Annotated in this window: 13 protein-coding genes; 8 read left to right on the top strand and 5 right to left on the bottom strand. The window is 60.3% G+C overall.

Annotation, left to right across the window (positions count from 1 at the left end; translation table 11 throughout):
* Positions 1-11: 11 nt before the first annotated feature.
* Positions 12-533, top strand: a complete 522-nt coding sequence (locus HW450_RS11275) for a hypothetical protein (RefSeq protein WP_182385712.1) — start codon at positions 12-14, stop codon at positions 531-533.
* On the opposite strand, the gene crtI is transcribed toward HW450_RS11275, so the two are convergent.
* Entirely contained in the window at positions 530-1,999 is a 1,470-nt protein-coding gene (crtI, locus tag HW450_RS11280; RefSeq protein ID WP_182385713.1) for a phytoene desaturase family protein, read from the bottom strand. The two genes, HW450_RS11275 and crtI, sit on opposite strands and share 4 nt — an antisense overlap.
* Positions 1,999-2,853, bottom strand: coding sequence for a phytoene/squalene synthase family protein (locus HW450_RS11285; RefSeq protein ID WP_232843257.1), 855 nt, complete (start codon positions 2,851-2,853; stop codon positions 1,999-2,001). The genes crtI and HW450_RS11285 overlap by 1 nt, the downstream gene beginning before the upstream one ends.
* Positions 2,854-2,945: 92 nt before the next feature.
* Between HW450_RS11285 and idi the strand changes: the two genes are divergently transcribed.
* Complete coding sequence (idi, locus tag HW450_RS11290; protein ID WP_182385714.1) at positions 2,946-3,500, top strand: isopentenyl-diphosphate Delta-isomerase; 555 nt, start codon at positions 2,946-2,948, stop codon at positions 3,498-3,500.
* A gap of 2 nt (positions 3,501-3,502) precedes the next feature.
* On the opposite strand, the gene HW450_RS11295 is transcribed toward idi, so the two are convergent.
* Complete coding sequence (locus HW450_RS11295) at positions 3,503-4,648, bottom strand: hypothetical protein (protein ID WP_182385715.1); 1,146 nt, start codon at positions 4,646-4,648, stop codon at positions 3,503-3,505.
* Positions 4,649-4,662: 14 nt separating this feature from the next.
* Positions 4,663-6,414 carry a maltose alpha-D-glucosyltransferase gene (gene treS / locus HW450_RS11300; protein ID WP_182385716.1) on the bottom strand — a complete coding sequence of 584 codons (1,752 nt, stop codon included), beginning with the start codon at positions 6,412-6,414 and terminating at the stop codon, positions 4,663-4,665.
* 87 nt (positions 6,415-6,501) lie between these two features.
* On the opposite strand from treS, the gene HW450_RS11305 reads away from it, so the two are divergent.
* From HW450_RS11305 to HW450_RS11315, 3 genes are read left to right on the top strand one after another with little or no spacing between them, the layout of a single operon-like run.
* Positions 6,502-8,061: an FMN-binding glutamate synthase family protein gene (locus tag HW450_RS11305; RefSeq protein ID WP_182385717.1), complete on the top strand. Its 1,560-nt coding sequence runs from the start codon at positions 6,502-6,504 to the stop codon at positions 8,059-8,061.
* Positions 8,062-10,038, top strand: a complete 1,977-nt coding sequence (locus HW450_RS11310) for a M3 family metallopeptidase (RefSeq protein ID WP_182385718.1) — start codon at positions 8,062-8,064, stop codon at positions 10,036-10,038. It begins immediately after the preceding gene.
* Between the two features lie 12 nt (positions 10,039-10,050).
* Positions 10,051-10,218 (top strand): hypothetical protein, encoded by a 168-nt coding sequence (locus HW450_RS11315; protein ID WP_182385719.1) that lies wholly within the window; start codon positions 10,051-10,053, stop codon positions 10,216-10,218.
* A 266-nt stretch (positions 10,219-10,484) separates the two neighbouring features.
* On the opposite strand, the gene malQ is transcribed toward HW450_RS11315, so the two are convergent.
* Positions 10,485-12,560, bottom strand: coding sequence for a 4-alpha-glucanotransferase (gene malQ / locus HW450_RS11320; RefSeq protein WP_182385720.1), 2,076 nt, complete (start codon positions 12,558-12,560; stop codon positions 10,485-10,487).
* Between the two features lie 96 nt (positions 12,561-12,656).
* Here malQ and HW450_RS11325 point away from each other — a divergent pair, with 96 nt between their 5' ends.
* Genes HW450_RS11325 through hemW form a run of 3 tightly spaced genes read left to right on the top strand, consistent with a single transcriptional unit; the run spans position 12,657 to position 16,353 of the window.
* The gene (locus tag HW450_RS11325; protein ID WP_182385721.1) at positions 12,657-14,483 is read left to right on the top strand and encodes an AMP-dependent synthetase/ligase; all 1,827 of its coding nucleotides are present in this window, start codon (positions 12,657-12,659) and stop codon (positions 14,481-14,483) included.
* A 56-nt stretch (positions 14,484-14,539) separates the two neighbouring features.
* Positions 14,540-15,250: a hypothetical protein gene (locus tag HW450_RS11330; protein ID WP_232843258.1), complete on the top strand. Its 711-nt coding sequence runs from the start codon at positions 14,540-14,542 to the stop codon at positions 15,248-15,250.
* On the top strand, positions 15,247-16,353 hold the full coding sequence (gene hemW / locus HW450_RS11335; RefSeq protein ID WP_182385722.1) for a radical SAM family heme chaperone HemW: 1,107 nt from the start codon (positions 15,247-15,249) through the stop codon (positions 16,351-16,353). Before HW450_RS11330 ends, hemW begins: the two co-directional genes overlap by 4 nt.
* The last annotated feature ends 9 nt before the right edge of the window (positions 16,354-16,362 follow it).

Genomic DNA, 16,362 nt, shown 5'->3' on the forward strand with positions numbered 1-16,362 from the left:
CAAGGTGCCATATGAAACACATACCCCTGATTTCTACAAGCCTCGCAGTCGCGCTGGTGCTTACTGGTTGCGCACCCCTGGGTGAGAAACTAAATGGCAAAACAGCGGCGCAAGCAGGGGCGGAAGAACAGGTAGCGGTGACCGAGACCCCTAAACCGGAATTCTCCGCCAAGCAGGTACCGCCGACGACGGCCCAAAGCCCATTCGATACCGTCACCGACGAAGGCCTCGGAGTGGAGTGGCAGATCCGCTCCGTGCGCCAGGGGCCGACGGGCGGTGCCCAGATCCTCATCAGGATGAAAAATCTCAACAAAGATTTCGCGGTCCCACCATCAGCAATCGGCGACCCAACGCTGAGCTCCGCCGGCGGGAACGTCGCCCTGATGCAGGTGCCTGATCAAGGTCTGGATGCACCGCTGGGCGCCCTGGCGGAAACAACGATCAGCTACACCTTTAACACCTCACCGTGGAACCTCAGCAATGCCGAGCTCAAACTCGGCAACGCTGTGTTCAAGGGCTACCTGTCTCGCTAGAGCCGCCCTTCTTCTCGCAGCCTGGTCAGCACGTTGTCAGCGCTGATCAGGCACATCGGGAGCCCAACGCCAGGAGTGGTGGTGGCGCCAGCAAAATACAGCCCAGCTACTTTCGCAGTGGCGTTGCTGCCTCGCAGGAACGCCGATTGACGCAGGGTGTGTGCCAACCCAATCGCGTTGCCCTGCCAGGCGTGATAGCGCTCAGCAAAGTCCGTCGGGGCGATGCTGGCACGCGTGACGACGTTCCCCGCAATCGAGGTGCCGGTGCGGGCGTCGATAAGCGCGATAGTGCGATCGATGATCTGCTCGATGTGCGGGTCGCCGGCAGCGCCAAAATCCTCCCGCGCGGACACCGGGATCAGCACGAAAACATTAGAGTGCCCGGCAGGTGCACAATCCGGGTCAGTAGCCGACGCCTTGCATACATAAATCGAGCGGGATACCCCAGAACCGGAATCCAAGGCCGTGAAGTCCTCGTCCCAGTCGGCGTTAAGCAACAACTGGTGGTGCACCAGCTCCGGTAGCTCGCCTCGCACTCCCAGCAGCGCCACCACACAACTAATTCCCGGATCTTTGCGACTCCACTTGATACTGCGTTGCTCCGGGCGAAGCAACATCTCTGTGTGATGCATATCCGCAGCAGAAACCACAATGTCAGCGGGAATATGTTCCCGGCCGTGCTCGGTGCGCACCCGCACCCCAGTAACTTTCTTGGCACAGGTGATTTGTTCCACCTCGGTGGCGGTTCGGATCTGCACCTTGTTCTGGCGGGCCAGCTCGGCAATCACAGCGATGAGCTGAGAAAAACCGCCCATGGGGTAGCGCACGCCCTCCACCAAATCCGTGTGGGAAAGCAGGTGATACATCGCCGGGGTTCGCTTCGGGGCGCTGGAGAGGAATACCGCCGGATACTCCAACACCTGGCGGATCCGAGGGTCTGTGAAATCCCGGGATACCCACTGGTGCAAATTCAACGTCAGTAGCTGCGCCAACAGCGCGAGATTACCCAGTATGGGGCGCGTCATAAACGGCCATAGGGAGCTGAACGTGGTGTACAAAAAGGAGTCCACTGCCACTCGGTACGTCAAGGACGCAGTATCTAAATATTCGCGGGTCTTTTCGCCCGCGCCGGGCTCGAAGGATTCGAACAGCTCCGGGGCGTGGCCCGTTGTTACATCGAAAGGCTCATGACCTTCCGGAAACACGCGATAAGCAGGGGAGAGATCCACCAAGTCCAGCTGTTCTGCGGTGGATGTGCCCACGGAGGCAAAAAACCTGTCGAAGGCTTCCGGCATGAGGTACCAGCTCGGGCCCGTATCAAAGACGAACCCGTCCTGCTCGAGGCGTCCCGCCCGCCCGCCTAGCTCCGGGTTTTTCTCCACCAGTGTCACGTCGAGGCCTTCGTGACCGAGCAGGGTGGCCGTCGCTAAGCCAGCTATGCCACCTCCAATAACCACTGCACGCATTAGCGCTCCTTCAACCGTGGGGCGCAGGCCGCCGCCTTGCCCGCCAAAAAAGTCTTCCGCACCGCCGGTACCCGCACCCGCTGCGCGGCAATGTCAGACAACGTCGCAGCATCGAGGCGGTCAGTGAGGTCCTCGAACAGGTAGTACGCCGCCAGGACTCCGGTGCGCGCCGAGAGCGGCAGCACTGGAATCCCCAGATAAGCAACCCGCAGGTCCTCCCGAATTTCCGCGATGAGATCCGCTTTCGCGTCCTCGGTGAGCTCAACATAATGACGCCCCAACGCGGTGTCATCCGTGTGATAATCACGCAGAAAATTAATCAGCTGAAACGCCTTCCCCAAATGACGCGCGGCCACCACACAATTGGCTTGCGCCCGATCATTCAACGGACGCCGATGCGTGAAAATACTCAAACACATCAAGCCAATAACCTCGGCTGAACCGAACACATATTCATCACGGGACGCCGGCGTATGCCAGCCCGGAGTCACATCACTGCGCATCGAGCTGAAAAACGCCCGCAAATGCTCCGGTTCGATGCCACAGGTGCGACAGGTCCCAGCGAAAGCATGAAGCGCTGGATTCGGCGAAAACTGTAGCTCAATGGCATCGAAGGTGTCCTGTTCGAAACGATCCAACGCCTGCTTAATTTGTTCCGGAGCAAGCCCTGCCTCCGCGCCGACACCATCAACAATCTCATCTGCAATGCGCACGACCGCATACAAGTTTCGGATATGCACGCGGGTATCCGGCGCCAACAAAGAAGTGGCGAGCGAAAAACTAGTGGAGTAAGAAGCGATGACAGTTCCAGCCGCCTGGGCAGACATCCGGTTGAATTTTTCCAGAGGGGTCACTGGCACACCCTAAACTCGCACAACATCATGTCTTCCATAATCTCATGCCCCGTGCTACAAAACCCAGCCACAACCAGCTACGGTGTGTAGCTATGACTGTGAGCCCAGAACTGGTCGTGCTGACCGACGCAGCCGGAAACCCACGAGGTACCGCTCCCAAAGCGACCGTACACACCACCGACACCCCACTTCACCTGGCCTTTTCCTGCTACGTCACCCGGGAAGACGGGGCGCTGCTCATCACTCGTCGCTCGCTGCACAAACTCACGTGGCCCGGGATCTGGACGAACTCCATGTGCGGGCACCCAGGACCGGGGGAGTCCTTCGACAGCGCCATCCACCGACGTGCCAGCGTAGAACTCGGACTCCCTGCTGGCTCACTATCCGATATCACGTGTATCTTGCCGTCGTTTGAGTACCGGGCGACAGACTCCTCTGGGGTCGTCGAATGGGAAATCTGCCCCGTGCACCACGCCGTGCTCGCAGCAGGAGTCGACGTGGCACCATCCGCCGCGGAAGTGGACTCGCATGTCTGGGTGCGGCCTGCGGACCTAATTAATGCCGTGACCAGCGCCCCGTTCGCCTTTAGCCCGTGGATGGTGGAGCAGCTGTCCCACGCAGAACTTCGCAACGCGCTGTTGCGGTAGAGCTACGCTCCGATCAGGCGCTTGACTGCCTCCAGCGGGATGTGTAGCCAATCCGGTCGGTTGTTGGCCTCATACACCACTTCGTACAGGGCTTTGTCCAGGACGAGGGCGTCGAGAAGCGGGCTGGCCTGCGCCCCGTAGGCCTCCAGCATGGCAGCGGCACAATCCGCAGCCCAGCCCTCTGGATCCGCCAGATTGGAACCAAAGTGGGCGGCGTAACCGAACGACCTGATGAAGCCCGCTAGGTCTTGCAGCGGGGAGAACATCTGCCTGCGCTCGGCCAGTGGCCGGGCGGGCTCTCCCTCGAAGTCAATCAGCAAGTATTTATCCTGGGTGCGTAGGATTTGGCCCAGGTGAGCGTCGCCATGAATGCGCTGCACCGTGGCTGTCCCCGTTGCTGCCCGGGCGTACAACTCCCGGATGGCAGGCTCGAATGGACGCAACACCTCGGCTTGAGCGATCAGTGATTCCAATCGATCTGACAGCCCCTCCACTAGGGACGCTGCGGCCACCTGCTCCGTTCCGAATGCTGTGGTCAGGTCCCGGTGGACTGCGCTCAGTGCCGTCCCGATCAGGCCTGCTTCCTCGGTAAACGGCTGCATGTCTGTGGCGTAGTGTAGGGCGAGATCCCACCCTTCGCGGGAGCCGGCGGCGAAATCCTGCACCATGGCCGTGACATAGGTGTCCCCCGACCACTCGATGGTGGAATACGCGCGCAGGGCCGGGACGTATTTGCAGCCAACGTGGGATAGCCCAGAGAGCAACTCGACATCGGGGTTGATTCCTGGCTCCAGTTTGCGGAAAATTTTAGCTATCGCCGGGGATTCACCGGAGAAGATCACGGAGGAATTCGACTGCTCGGCGGCCGAGATCTTCACCGACCCATCCTCCGGAACGACAGGGCGGGACAGCACCTCGAGTTCTCCCATGCCGAAGGCCTGCTCCGCCAGGAATGCGTCCCGCAGTGCCGCGAGTTCATCTGGCAGCACGTCGTCGTCGCCGGAGAGCACCAGCTGGTACAAGTCACCGTCGATGTCGGCCAGCACCCAGCGAGCGTCGCCCACTGGGGTGGATTGCAGCTGGGTCAGTGAGGTGATTCCGGCTTGTTTGGACCGGAAAAAGCGTTGTGCGGCAAGGTTTTCGTACACGTCGTATGCCCCCTTTACCGGGTCAGATCGAACCAGAAGAACCCATGGGGAGCTAGTGTCACTGTCCAGTCGCGATCGTCGATTTTCGGGAAGTCAGCGCCACCGGTGAGCTCCCGCGGAACCACCCGCACGAACTCCGAAAGGTCTAACGACACTGCCTGTGGCCGTTTGGACAAGTTGTTCACACACAAAATGGTTTGCTGCCCATATTCCCGCAAGTAGGCGAATACCGCGTTGTTGGTCGATTCGATCTCGCGGAATGACCCCAGGCCAAAGGCCTTGTACTGCTTGCGGACGTGAATCAGGGAACGAGTCCACTTGAGCAGGGAATTTTCCTGGTTCATCTGGGTTTCCACATTGACCGCGCCGTAGCCGTACTGCGCATTTTGGATTGCAGGAAGGAACAGGCGCTCTGGGTCGGCTTTGGAAAAACCGCCGTTGCGGTCCGCATTCCACTGCATCGGGGTGCGCACGCCGTCGCGGTCGTGCAACCAGATGTTGTCGCCCATGCCGATCTCGTCGCCGTAGTACAGCACCGGCGAGCCAGGCAGGGATAGGAGCATGGCGTGAAAGAGCTCGAGCTGGTTGCGGTCGCCGTCGAGAAGCGGCGCTAGACGACGCCTAATTCCCACATTCGCGCGCATCCGAGGTTCCTTCGCGTACTGCGAATACATGAAGGCACGTTCTTCATCGGTGACCATCTCCAGGGTCAGCTCGTCGTGATTACGCAGGAAGATGCCCCATTGTGCGGAACTTGGGATAGCCGGGGTGTCCCGGATGATGTTGGAAATCGGGGTGCGGGATTCTTTGCGAACTGCCATGAACAGGCGTGGCATCAGTGGGAAGTGGAATGCCATGTGGCACTCGTCGCCTACCACGGGCTCTCCGAAGTATTCCACCACGTCTTGGGGCCACTGATTCGCTTCCGCGAGGAGCACCCGACCTGGGTATTCTTGCTCGATGACCTGTCGGCACAGCTTCAAAAAGCCGTGGGTTTCTGGGAGATTTTCGCCGTTGGTTCCAGGGCGTTCGTAGAGGTACGGCACGGCGTCGAGTCGGAAACCGTCCAGGCCGAGGTCGAGCCAGAAGCGCATCGCATCCAGCATTGCGTCCTGAACAGCGGGGTTGTCGTAGTTGAGGTCCGGTTGGTGGCTGAAGAACCGGTGCCAGTAGTACTGGCCACGCACCGGGTCAAAGGTCCAGTTGGACTCCTCGGTGTCGATGAAAATAATTCGGGCATCTTGGTAGAGCTCGTCGGTGTCGCTCCACACGTAGAAGTCGCCGTAGGGGCCTTCCGGGTCACGTCGGGACTCCACGAACCATGGGTGTTGGTCCGAGGTGTGGTTCATGACCAGGTCGGTAATCACGCGGATGCCTCGCTGGTGGGCTTTGTCTACCAACTCAACGAAGTCATCCACGGTGCCGAACTCAGGGAGAATTTCGCGGAAGTTGCGGATGTCGTAGCCGCCGTCCTTCAGTGGGGAATCGTAGAACGGCGGGATCCAGATGCAATCGACTCCCAACCATTGCAGGTAGTCCAACTTGCTGGTGAGGCCTGCGAGGTCGCCGATGCCGTCATTGTTGTCGTCCGCGAAGGCGCGGACGAGGACTTCGTAAAAGACTGCTTCCTTGTACCACTCGGGTTGTGAGCGCTCCCAGGGTTCTTCGCCAGGTGCCGGGGCAGGCGTGCGGAAGGAATCGGAGGATGGCTCGACGACGAATCCTTGATCGTCAACTAGTGGGGTAGTGGAGATTGGTTCAGTCATACCCACCAGCGTAGGCAAAGTGCTGCTGTCATGTCGTGCCCGTCACTGTTATGGTTAGTGACATAGCTAACACCAAAGGAGACCTCTATGAGAAACCTCAAGCTCGGTGCTATCGCACTAGCAGCGGGAACCTCTGCACTTGCTGTCTATGATTTCGTGCAACCCAAGCACTCCATCAGGCGGAATTTTCCCGTTGTCGGCCGAGCTCGTTGGATCGCGGAATCCCTCCGCGCTCCAGTCCAGCAGTACTTCGTGGAATCTGACACGGACGGCGCACCATTTGACCGCGAGACCCGCACCATGGTGTACCAGCAAGCAAAGAACCTTGGCGCTGAGGAAGCATTCGGAACTGAGCGTGACCTGCTTAAGCCTGGTCGTGATCACATCATGCACTCCGCACATCCAGCGCCGATGATGACCGAGGCTCCGAAGGTGCGTCTCGGCGGGCCGGATTGCACCCAACCCTTCGACATTCCGCTGTTCAACATCTCCTCCATGTCCTACGGCTCGCTATCCAAGAACGCCGTGCTGGCCATGAACAAGGGCGCCGCGATGGGTGGCTTTGTCCACGAAACCGGTGAAGGTGGCCTTACCCAGTACCACCTGAAATACGGCGCTGACCTGGTGTGGGAGATCGGCTCCGGCTACTTCGGCTGTCGCAATGCTGACGGAACCTTCAGCCCGGAGAAGTTCGCGGAAAAAGCCAAGATCCCGAATGTGAAGGCCATCCTGATCAAGCTCAGCCAGGGCGCGAAGCCAGGCATGGGCGGTATGCTGCCGGGCGAGAAGGTCACCGCTGAGTTGGCGGAAATCCGCGGCATCCCGGAGGGGGAGGACTGCCTGTCCCCAGCGAGCCACAGCGCCTTCACGACGCCCACCGAGCTTATGCACTTTGTAAAGAAGCTCCGCGATCTCTCTGGCGGTAAACCAGTGGGCTTCAAACTGTGCGTCGGCACCCGTCATGAGGTGCTTTGTATGGTCAAGGCGATGGTGGCTACCGGGATTACCCCGGACTTCATCACCGTTGATGGGGCGGAAGGCGGCACGGGTGCCGCGCCGCTGGAGTTCCTAGATCGCGTGGGTACGCCACTGTCCGAAGGGCTCATCGTGGTGCACAATGCGCTGGTGGGATGCAATTTGCGTGAGAATATCGCAATCGGCGCTGCCGGCAAGATTGTCGGCGGTGCGGACATTATCCGCCGTTTGGCGATCGGCGCTGACTTCACCAACTCTGCCCGCGGCATGATGATGGCGGTCGGCTGCATTCAGGCCAAGGAATGCCACTCCAACGAATGCCCCGCAGGCGTCGCGACCCAGAACCCGCGCTTCTACCGTGGCCTTGACGTGGACAATAAGGCTGAGCGTGTGAAGAACTACCAGGCCAACACCCTCAAGTCCGCGATGCGTATTTTGTCTGCCATGGGACTGACCGACTTCCGCGACCTGGGCCCCGCCCACATCGTGCGACGCATCGACCCGACCCAGGCCCGCCCCTACGAAGATATTTTTGACTGGCTGGCACCCGGATCTTTGCTGAACAACGAAGCCCCGTACGACTGGCAGCGCGACTTTGATCGCGCCTCCGCTGACACCTACACCGTGCCACCAACCCGCGCTGGCTTGGTGCGTACCCGACAGGAGCCTTAAGTGAACCCACTTGTAGAACCATCCCAGCTCGACTACCAACTTCCGCCGTTCGCGGAGATTAAAAACGAGCATTATCTGCCGGCTTTTCTCGCCGCTCTCGATGACCACAACGCGGAGATTTCCGCCATCGTGTCCAATCCGGAGCCTCCGACCTGGGAAAACACGATGGAAGCTTTCGAGGCTTCTGGAACTGCGCTGACCCGGGTGTCTAACGTCTTTTTCAACCTTTCCGGCACCGACGCTTCCGACGAGTTCAACGAGATTTCCGCCGAGATCCTGCCGAAGCTGTCCGCGCACAGCTCCGCGATCTACCAAAATGAAGCGCTCTACCAGCGGCTCCAATCGGTCACTGCGCCGGAAGACGAGGAGAGCCAGCGTCTGCATGAGCACACGCTGCGCGCTTTCCGACGCCGTGGTGCCGATCTTTCTGCCGAAGGAAAAACCCGACTGACGGAGATCGACCAGCGCCTGTCCACCCTCGGCGAGGAATTCCGTAACAACCTGCTGGAGGACACCAAAGAACTGGCGGTATCCTTCACCCGCGAAGAACTCGACGGCTTCTCGCAGTCCCGCATCGACTCTGCCGCGGCCTACGCCAAGGAGATCGGACGCGAGGGATACGTGATTCCGCTGGAGCTGCCTACCGTGCAGTCCGAACAGGCGGTGCTGACCCGACCTGATTCCCGTGCTCGCCTCTACGAACAGTCCCAGCAGCGTGGCCGAAAGAACGGCGACGTGGCCCTGGAAATGGCTCGCCTGCGCGCCGAACGCGCGGAGCTCTTGGGATACGCCAACCATGCGGAGTTCGTGGTGGAGGAAGAAACCGCCGATAGTGCGGAGGCAGTGCGCAACCTGCTACGCGACCTCGCCCCAGCCGCCTCCGCCAACGCAGCAGGGGAGTACAAGCTCCTTGCCGACGCCGCCGGCACCGAGATCACCGGCGCTGACTGGCCCTACTGGGAGTCCAAAGTGCGCGCGCGTGATTTCGCGCTCGACGAGGACGAACTGCGCCAGTACTTCCCGCTTAACCGGGTACTTAAAGACGGCGTGTTCTACGCAGCGAACCTGCTCTACGGCATCACTGTGACGCCGCGTCCTGATCTCCAGGGCTACGCCGAAGGCGTGGACGTGTGGGAGGTCAAGGAGGAGGACGGCACCGGGATCGGCCTGCTGCTCACAGATTACTTTGGACGGCCGTCGAAAAGAGGCGGTGCCTGGATGAGCTCCTTCGTCGACCAAAGTCACCTCATGGGAACTAAGCCGGTGATCGTCAACGTCATGGGCATCACCCAACCCGTCGACGGCGAGGCCTACCTCACCCTCGACGAGCTCACCACCGTCTTCCACGAGTTCGGCCACGCCCTGCACGGCCTGCTTTCCGACGTCTGTTACCCCAGCTTCTCCGGCACGAGCGTGCCCCGCGACTACGTTGAATTCCCCTCCCAGATCAACGAAAACTGGGCATTCCACCCCGCGGTGCTGGCCAACTACGCGCCGGATCTGCCACAGCGCCTCGTCGACGCCATCGAAGCCGCTAAGCAGTTCGGCCAAGGATTCGGCACCGCCGAATACCTCGCCGCTTCGATCATCGACTACGCGTGGCACAGTCTCTCCGCCGCGGAACTGGCCAAGATCGACGACATCGATGCGTTTGAGAAGCAGGCTTTGGAGGATTACGGCCTGAACGTTGACCACATCAAAGCCCGCTACCAGACCCGCTACTTCAACCACATCTTCGGCGGTGGCTACTCCGCCGGCTACTACTCTTACCTGTGGGCGGAAGTCCTCGATGCAGATGGTTTTGACTGGTTCAGTGAACAGTCTGATCTGCGGGCTGCAGGGCAGCGGTTCCGCGACCTGGTCTTGTCCCGGGGTGCGTCCCGCGACTACACCGCAGCCTTCACAGAACTGCGCGGTCGCGAACGCGACATCGCCCCACTGCTGCGCCGACGTGGGCTCGGGGGAACAAAGGTGTAGGATCTGTAACCTATGCAGGTTCTCGATTGGCTCAGCTCAGCGCCACTGTGGCTGCAAGCACCCATCGTGGTGACGGTATCAGTGGTGCTGTGCGCCGTCCTGGCCTTCTGCTTCCTCCGACTCATTGATATCGTCGGGGCGAAAACACTGCGATGGTTCGAAGGAAAAAATGAAAAATAAATACCCACGTTCCCGGGTCCAACTGGCACTGTACGCACTGCTCGCACTGGTCATCATCGCCTGGGCGGTTAGCTACCTCTAGTGAGTTTCTTGAGAAACCCGGGAAGTGCAACCCGGATTTCGGGAGAAAACCAGCCAAATAGCAGGTGTGCAGCCTTGAAAGGCGCCGAGACTCGGGAAACACTTCCCGGGTTTTCGGATTTGGGGGTCTGTTGCGGGCTAGTGATAGGGACTTGTCGCCAGGTACAAATCCCTATCCAACCTCCCTACACCCGAGCTGAGGCCTCCGCAACCTTCTTAAACAGCGGATGCTGGGCCAGGTCCTCAATCAGGACTGGCTTGCCGGTGGAGTCACACAGCGGGACGCACCAGTTCGGGTACATGTCGCGGGTGGTGCCTGGTTGGTTTTGGGCGCGGATATCTCCCACCATGTCCACGAGGCAGACACAGGTCAGCAGTGATGGGGTGGAGGCGATGAAGCGGTGCAGGTCTACCAGCAGCTCTTCCATGTCGCCACCGAAGCGCTTGTCGCCGAAGTCCTCGCCACGCACCATGGCAAAAACTTGGTTCTGCCAGGCCACGTCCTCAGCTTCCTCGAGCTCCGCCGGGCGGGTGAGGACGCCGAGGTTCTCGCGGAGCGTGATGTGGGATCCCTGGATGTATCCCATCGTTGGTGGCAGATCGTGGGTGGTGACGGAGGAAAGGGCCAGCTCGCGGTACTCATTGGCTGGCTTCGGGGTGCTGCCGTTGTTTTCGAACCACAGGATGGAGGTGCCCATGATGCCACGGCTGGCCAGCACTTCCTGGACCCACGGTTCGAAGGTACCGAGGTCTTCACCGATCACGACTGCGCCTGCGCGCTCAGCTTCCAGCGCGAGGATGCCGACGAGCGCGTTGTGGTCGTAGTACACGTAGGTTCCGGTGAGCGGTGATTGCATGCGTGGGATCCACCAGAGGCGGAAGAGTCCGAGGACATGGTCGATGCGGATACCGCCGGAGTGGCGGAGCACGGTGCGGAGCATGTCGCGCCATGGCTTGTAGCCGGCTTCGGCAAGTTTACGTGGGTGCCATGGTGGCTGGGACCAGTCCTGGCCTTGCTGGTTGTATCCGTCTGCCGGGGCGCCGACGGAGGCTGCTGGAGCAAGGACGGAGGCAAGGTTTTCCGCGTCGGCGCCGCCAGGGTGAACACCAACGGCGAGGTCAGCCATGATGCCGATGCTCATTCCGGCTGCTTTGGCGCGGGCTTGCGCGTTTTCCAGCTGCTGGTCGCAGATCCACTGCATCCAGCGGTAGAAATTCGCGGTCTCTTCGAGGGAAGGGGTGATGCCGTGACTGTTGTCCTCCGGCTTCTCTTGCTGCTCGCGGGCGGCGCACCAGCGGGCAAAGTCATCCAGGCCCTTGCCCTCGAGATCGCAGTAGTCCTCGAATGCTTTCTGACGCTCCGGGGTGCGGACGACGTGGTAGATCTCGTGCAGGACCTGCAGTTTCGCCTGGAAGATCGGGTTGCGCTCGATCATGGTATCCGAGGTGTTCAGTGCCTGGAACTCCGCGGCCATCTGCGTGATGTCCTCCTGCAGATCCGCATCCAGCCCCGCGGTTTCTGGAATGTCTTCTACCCGGATGTAGATCGGGTTGATGAAGCGGCGGGTGGTGGGCAGGTAAGGGGAGTCTTCCGTGGGTGGGAACGGCTCGGCAGCATGCAGGGGGTTGATCAGGATGAAATCTGCATGAGCATGCTTTGCGACGACCTCAGCCGTCGCTCCCAGATCATTGAAGTCACCCATGCCCCACGACTTTGAGCTGCGCACAGAGTAGATCTGGCTCATAACACCGGTAACTTTTCCGGTGTTCGTCGATAAGCGTTCTGGCGTGACAACCAGCGTGGCGGTAGCGGTCGTGTCCCCGGACACCAGGGTGATCTCATGCCAGCCGAGTGGGGTGTCACCCGGGATGGCGAATGATGCCTCCCCCCACATCACGCCGGCCACCTCACGCGGAGGGGTCCAGTTCTCTCGCTGTTCGGCAGCGAAGGAGCTGCCGTCCTCCAGGTGAACAGTGACCTCTGCTGGAGCGCCGTCGTGGACATGCACGTTGACCACATAGTCGGTGCCCGCCGTCATCACCACGGTTGGTGGCAGCATCTGGGTCGCTGCGGCGTCGTGGAACGCCATGATGGCCTCCCCGATGCTTTCCTGGTTTGGCTCCACAGCTACGTCTAAGGCGTGGAGCGTCTTGAGCAGTGTATCTTCCGAGACTTCAATGAATTCACCGTTTGAAGACCAGTAGTTGGTAGCGACACCGTGTAGGTCCGCTAGTTCCTTTAAAGATTCGAAGTAGCTCACAAGGATTAATATTGCCACCTCACTGCGCCTAATGCCCGTTGCCGGGGTGAAAAGTGTACCGTGAACATGAAAGAAACCTCATGAAAAGGACCTAGGATGCAGGAATACGAAACCCCGGCCCCTTATGTTGTCGAACCGGATGACACAGTACTCAAACTGCTGTTTGCGCAGGCCAAGGCCCGTCCACACGGAGTGATGTTCACCCGCCCACAGAACTATGAGTGGGTGAATGTCACGGCGAAAGAGTTCGTTGATGAAGTGTTGGAAGTCGCAAAAGGACTCATCGCCAACGGGGTGCAGGCGGGGGATAGGGTGGTGCTGCTTTCGGAAACCCGCTACGAGTGGTCCCTGCTGGACTTCGCTATTTGGGCCGCTGGCGCCGCCTCGGTACCGATCTACGGTTCCTCGTCCCAGTCGCAGATCCAGTGGATCATTGAGGATTCCGGTGCTGTCTTCGCGGTGACCGAAAGTCGCGAGCACACCGAGCTGATGCAGCACCTCGTCCTTCTTGAGGATGGTACTGCGCAGTTGCAGGGGTCGCCCACCCAGCTGCGTCGCATCCTAGAGATCAACGCCTCTGCTATTGACACCTTAAAGTTCGAGGGACGCTCCGTGAGCGATGACGAAGTGATGGGCCGCGCGACTGCCGCGCAGGGCGCTGACCTGGCATCCCTGGTCTACACTTCCGGAACCACCGGCCGTCCCAAGGGCTGCCACCTGACGCACAGCAACTGGGTCGCGGAAGTCCGTGGCCTGCTCAGCAACCCGATTGGTGGCATCGCCACCCCTGGCACCCGAGTCCTGACGTTCCTGCCGATGGCGCACGTGCTGGCCCGCGCGGTATCGCTGGCCATTGCCGTGTCCGGTGCGACCCAAAACCACTGGTCGGACTTTAGTTCTTTGAACGTCGAGTTCCAGCGCTCCCGCCCAAATATGATCCTGGGTGTGCCACGCGTGTTTGAGAAAGTTCGTAATGCGGCTGCCGCCAAGGCCGCGGACAAGTCGCCTATCGCTGGCCAGATGTTCCTGGAAGCGGAGAAGGTGGCCATCGAATACTCCAAATCCCTGGATGCCACCGGGCCGTCCCGCGCGCTGAAACTCAAGCACAAGATGTTTGACAAGCTGGTGTACAGCAAGATCCGTTCCGCAATGGGCGATGAGGTGAAGTACTGCATCTCCGGTGGCTCGGCGATCAGCCATGATCTGCTGCACTTCTACCGCGGTCTCGGGGTGCCGATCTACGAGGGCTACGGCCTCACCGAAACCACCGCTGCAGCTGCTGTGGACTTCAAACCACAGCGCATCGGCACGGTAGGGCGCCCGGTGGGAGGCATGGCTGCACGCATCAACGAAGATGGCGAGATCCTACTGAAGGGCAACATGTTGTTCCAGGGGTACTGGAACAACCCGGAGGCCACCGCGGAAGCGATCCAGGATGGCTGGTTCAATACCGGTGACCTTGGCGAAATCACCGAGGATGGCTACCTCATCATCTCCGGACGCAAGAAGGATCTGATCGTGACTGCCGGTGGCAAGAATGTGTCCCCGGGGCCACTGGAGGATCTGCTGCGTTCCCACCCGCTGATCAGTCAGGCGTTGGTGGTGGGCGACGGCAAGCCGTTCATCGGTGCGCTGATCACCCTGGACGAGGACGCGTTCCGACGTTGGAAGCTGATCCACAACCTCCCCGAAAAGGCGACGGTCAACGATCTGGCGATGAACCCACAGCTGCGGGCAGACATTCAGGACGCCGTGAACTCAGCGAATGCTTCCGTGTCCCACACCGAGGCAATCAAGAAGTTCTACATTCTCGACCGCGACCTGACCGAAGAAGCCGACGAGCTGACCCCGACGATGAAGGTCAAGCGCAACGTGGTTACTCGGCGTTTTGCCAAGGAAATCGCACACATTTATACGCGTTAGGGTAAAACTCCGGCGGGGCACACAGTTTTTGCCCCGCCTTCTGTATATGGTGGGCAATGCACCCCACCGCGATGGAAGAAAAGGAGCTTGAGGACGTGCAGCTGTTCGACGCTAAGTTACGCCATCGCGAGCTCACCCAAGAGGTGTACGACATCGGAGATGAGGTTGTCGAATACATTGAACACCTCATGGAAGCCATCGCGGATTGGGATTCGGAACTCGTCGAGGATTGCCACGCAGAGTTCACGGAGATCGTTGAGGAAGCCCGCAATGATTCGCGACGCGTCGTCGCTGAGCTAGCTGGGCTGCGACAGGCCCTCACCTCCGGGTTGCGGTCCGGTACGGTGAGCGTGCGGGCGAAGCGGGAGAAAGGCGTGGCTACGCCAGATTCCCTCGCCATGTCCGATCTTTCCGACGCGTTTCCGCTGGGTGCCCCGGCCCCCATCCGAGAAATGACGGCCGCAATGAACGGTCGTTCCCAGGCCATTTTGGACCGCTTGCGCGAGGTTAATGACTGGATTTTGGACCAGACCGCAGTGGTTGCTGACGACCTCGACGCGCTTAGTCTGCCCGTAGTGTTCAGCAGGACCCAGCGCATCGTGGACACCACCATTGAGTGCTGGTTCAACGCCGTAGCCAAGCAGCACCCGGAGTATGCCCGCAACATGCGGGGGAGCAACCCGCCAAAATTCCTGGCGGAGCGGGCGCGTATCGACGCCATCGTCGCCAAGGTGGCTGCCAAGCGCGCAAAGGGCAGGGCTTCGTGACCTTCGGGATTTACCTTCACGTCCCGTTTTGTGCTTCCCGCTGTGGCTACTGTGATTTCAACACGTACACCCCCGGCGAACTGGGCATGGGGCCGGAGCCGTACCTCGAAGCCCTGGCCATCGAGCTGGAACTGGCGGCCGAACGCACTGGGGACCGACTGGTAGACACTGTATTTGTTGGTGGCGGTACCCCTTCTATGCTCGGCTCAGTGGGGCTGACCAGGGTATTGGATGCGGTCACAGCGAACTTCCGGCTAAAAACCGGCGCCGAAATCACCACGGAATCCAACCCGGAGAGCACCAGCCCAGAATTTTTCGTAGCCCTCAAGGAAGCGGGGTTCACCCGGATTTCCCTAGGGATGCAGAGCGCTGCGCCCCACGTGCTGCGCGTCCTGGAGCGGAAACACACCCCGGGACGCGCCGTTGCAGCTGCGAAGGAAGCACGCGCCGCGGGGTTCGAGCACGTGAACCTGGACATGATCTACGGCACCCCGGGGGAAACCGACGATGACGTCAGAAGAACCGTCGAAGCGATCTTGTCAGCCGACGTGGATCACGTCTCGGCCTACTCCCTCATCGTCGAGGACGGCACCGCCATGGCGCGGAAAGTGCGCAAGGGCGAGCTACCAGCTCCGGACGAGGACGTACTGGCAGACCGGTACGAAATTATCGATAACATGCTGGATGGCTACGACTGGTACGAGGTGTCCAACTGGGCGAAGCCTGGTGGTGAGTGCCAGCACAACCTGGGGTATTGGCGGAACGGGGACTGGTGGGGCGCCGGGCCCGGCGCGCACTCGCATATCGACGGTACCCGGTTCTACAACGTCAAGCACCCGCGTCGCTACAACGACACCCTCAGTCGCGCTGAGCTTCCGATCAAAGAATGCGAGGTGTTGACCGAGGAAGACATCCGCACTGAACGAGTCATGCTGGGCCTGCGCCTCAAAGAGGGAATCCCCGCGCAGTGGGTAGACGCGCCGCTGGCCGTCGATAAGCATGTGCGTGCTGGCCTGCTGACCGCCGGCGAACGCCTTGCCGTCACCGACCGTGGGCGCTTGCTTGCCGACGGCATCATTGCGGATCTCCTGGTGGGAGTCTAGCTAGACTAA

It is taken from the genome of Corynebacterium hindlerae, from assembly GCF_014117265.1.
Taxonomy (GTDB): Bacteria; Actinomycetota; Actinomycetes; order Mycobacteriales; family Mycobacteriaceae; genus Corynebacterium; species Corynebacterium hindlerae.

Bases quoted from the DNA above. Each gene is read 5' to 3' on its own strand.
- HW450_RS11275 (WP_182385712.1), top strand. From the start codon at position 12: ATGAAACACATACCCCTGATTTCTACAAGCCTCGCAGTCGCGCTGGTG.
- crtI (WP_182385713.1), bottom strand. From the start codon at position 1,999: ATGCGTGCAGTGGTTATTGGAGGTGGCATAGCTGGCTTAGCGACGGCC.
- idi (WP_182385714.1), top strand. From the start codon at position 2,946: ATGACTGTGAGCCCAGAACTGGTCGTGCTGACCGACGCAGCCGGAAAC.
- treS (WP_182385716.1), bottom strand. From the start codon at position 6,414: ATGACTGAACCAATCTCCACTACCCCACTAGTTGACGATCAAGGATTC.
- HW450_RS11305 (WP_182385717.1), top strand. From the start codon at position 6,502: ATGAGAAACCTCAAGCTCGGTGCTATCGCACTAGCAGCGGGAACCTCT.
- HW450_RS11315 (WP_182385719.1), top strand. From the start codon at position 10,051: ATGCAGGTTCTCGATTGGCTCAGCTCAGCGCCACTGTGGCTGCAAGCA.
- HW450_RS11325 (WP_182385721.1), top strand. From the start codon at position 12,657: ATGCAGGAATACGAAACCCCGGCCCCTTATGTTGTCGAACCGGATGAC.
- HW450_RS11330 (WP_232843258.1), top strand. From the start codon at position 14,540: ATGCACCCCACCGCGATGGAAGAAAAGGAGCTTGAGGACGTGCAGCTG.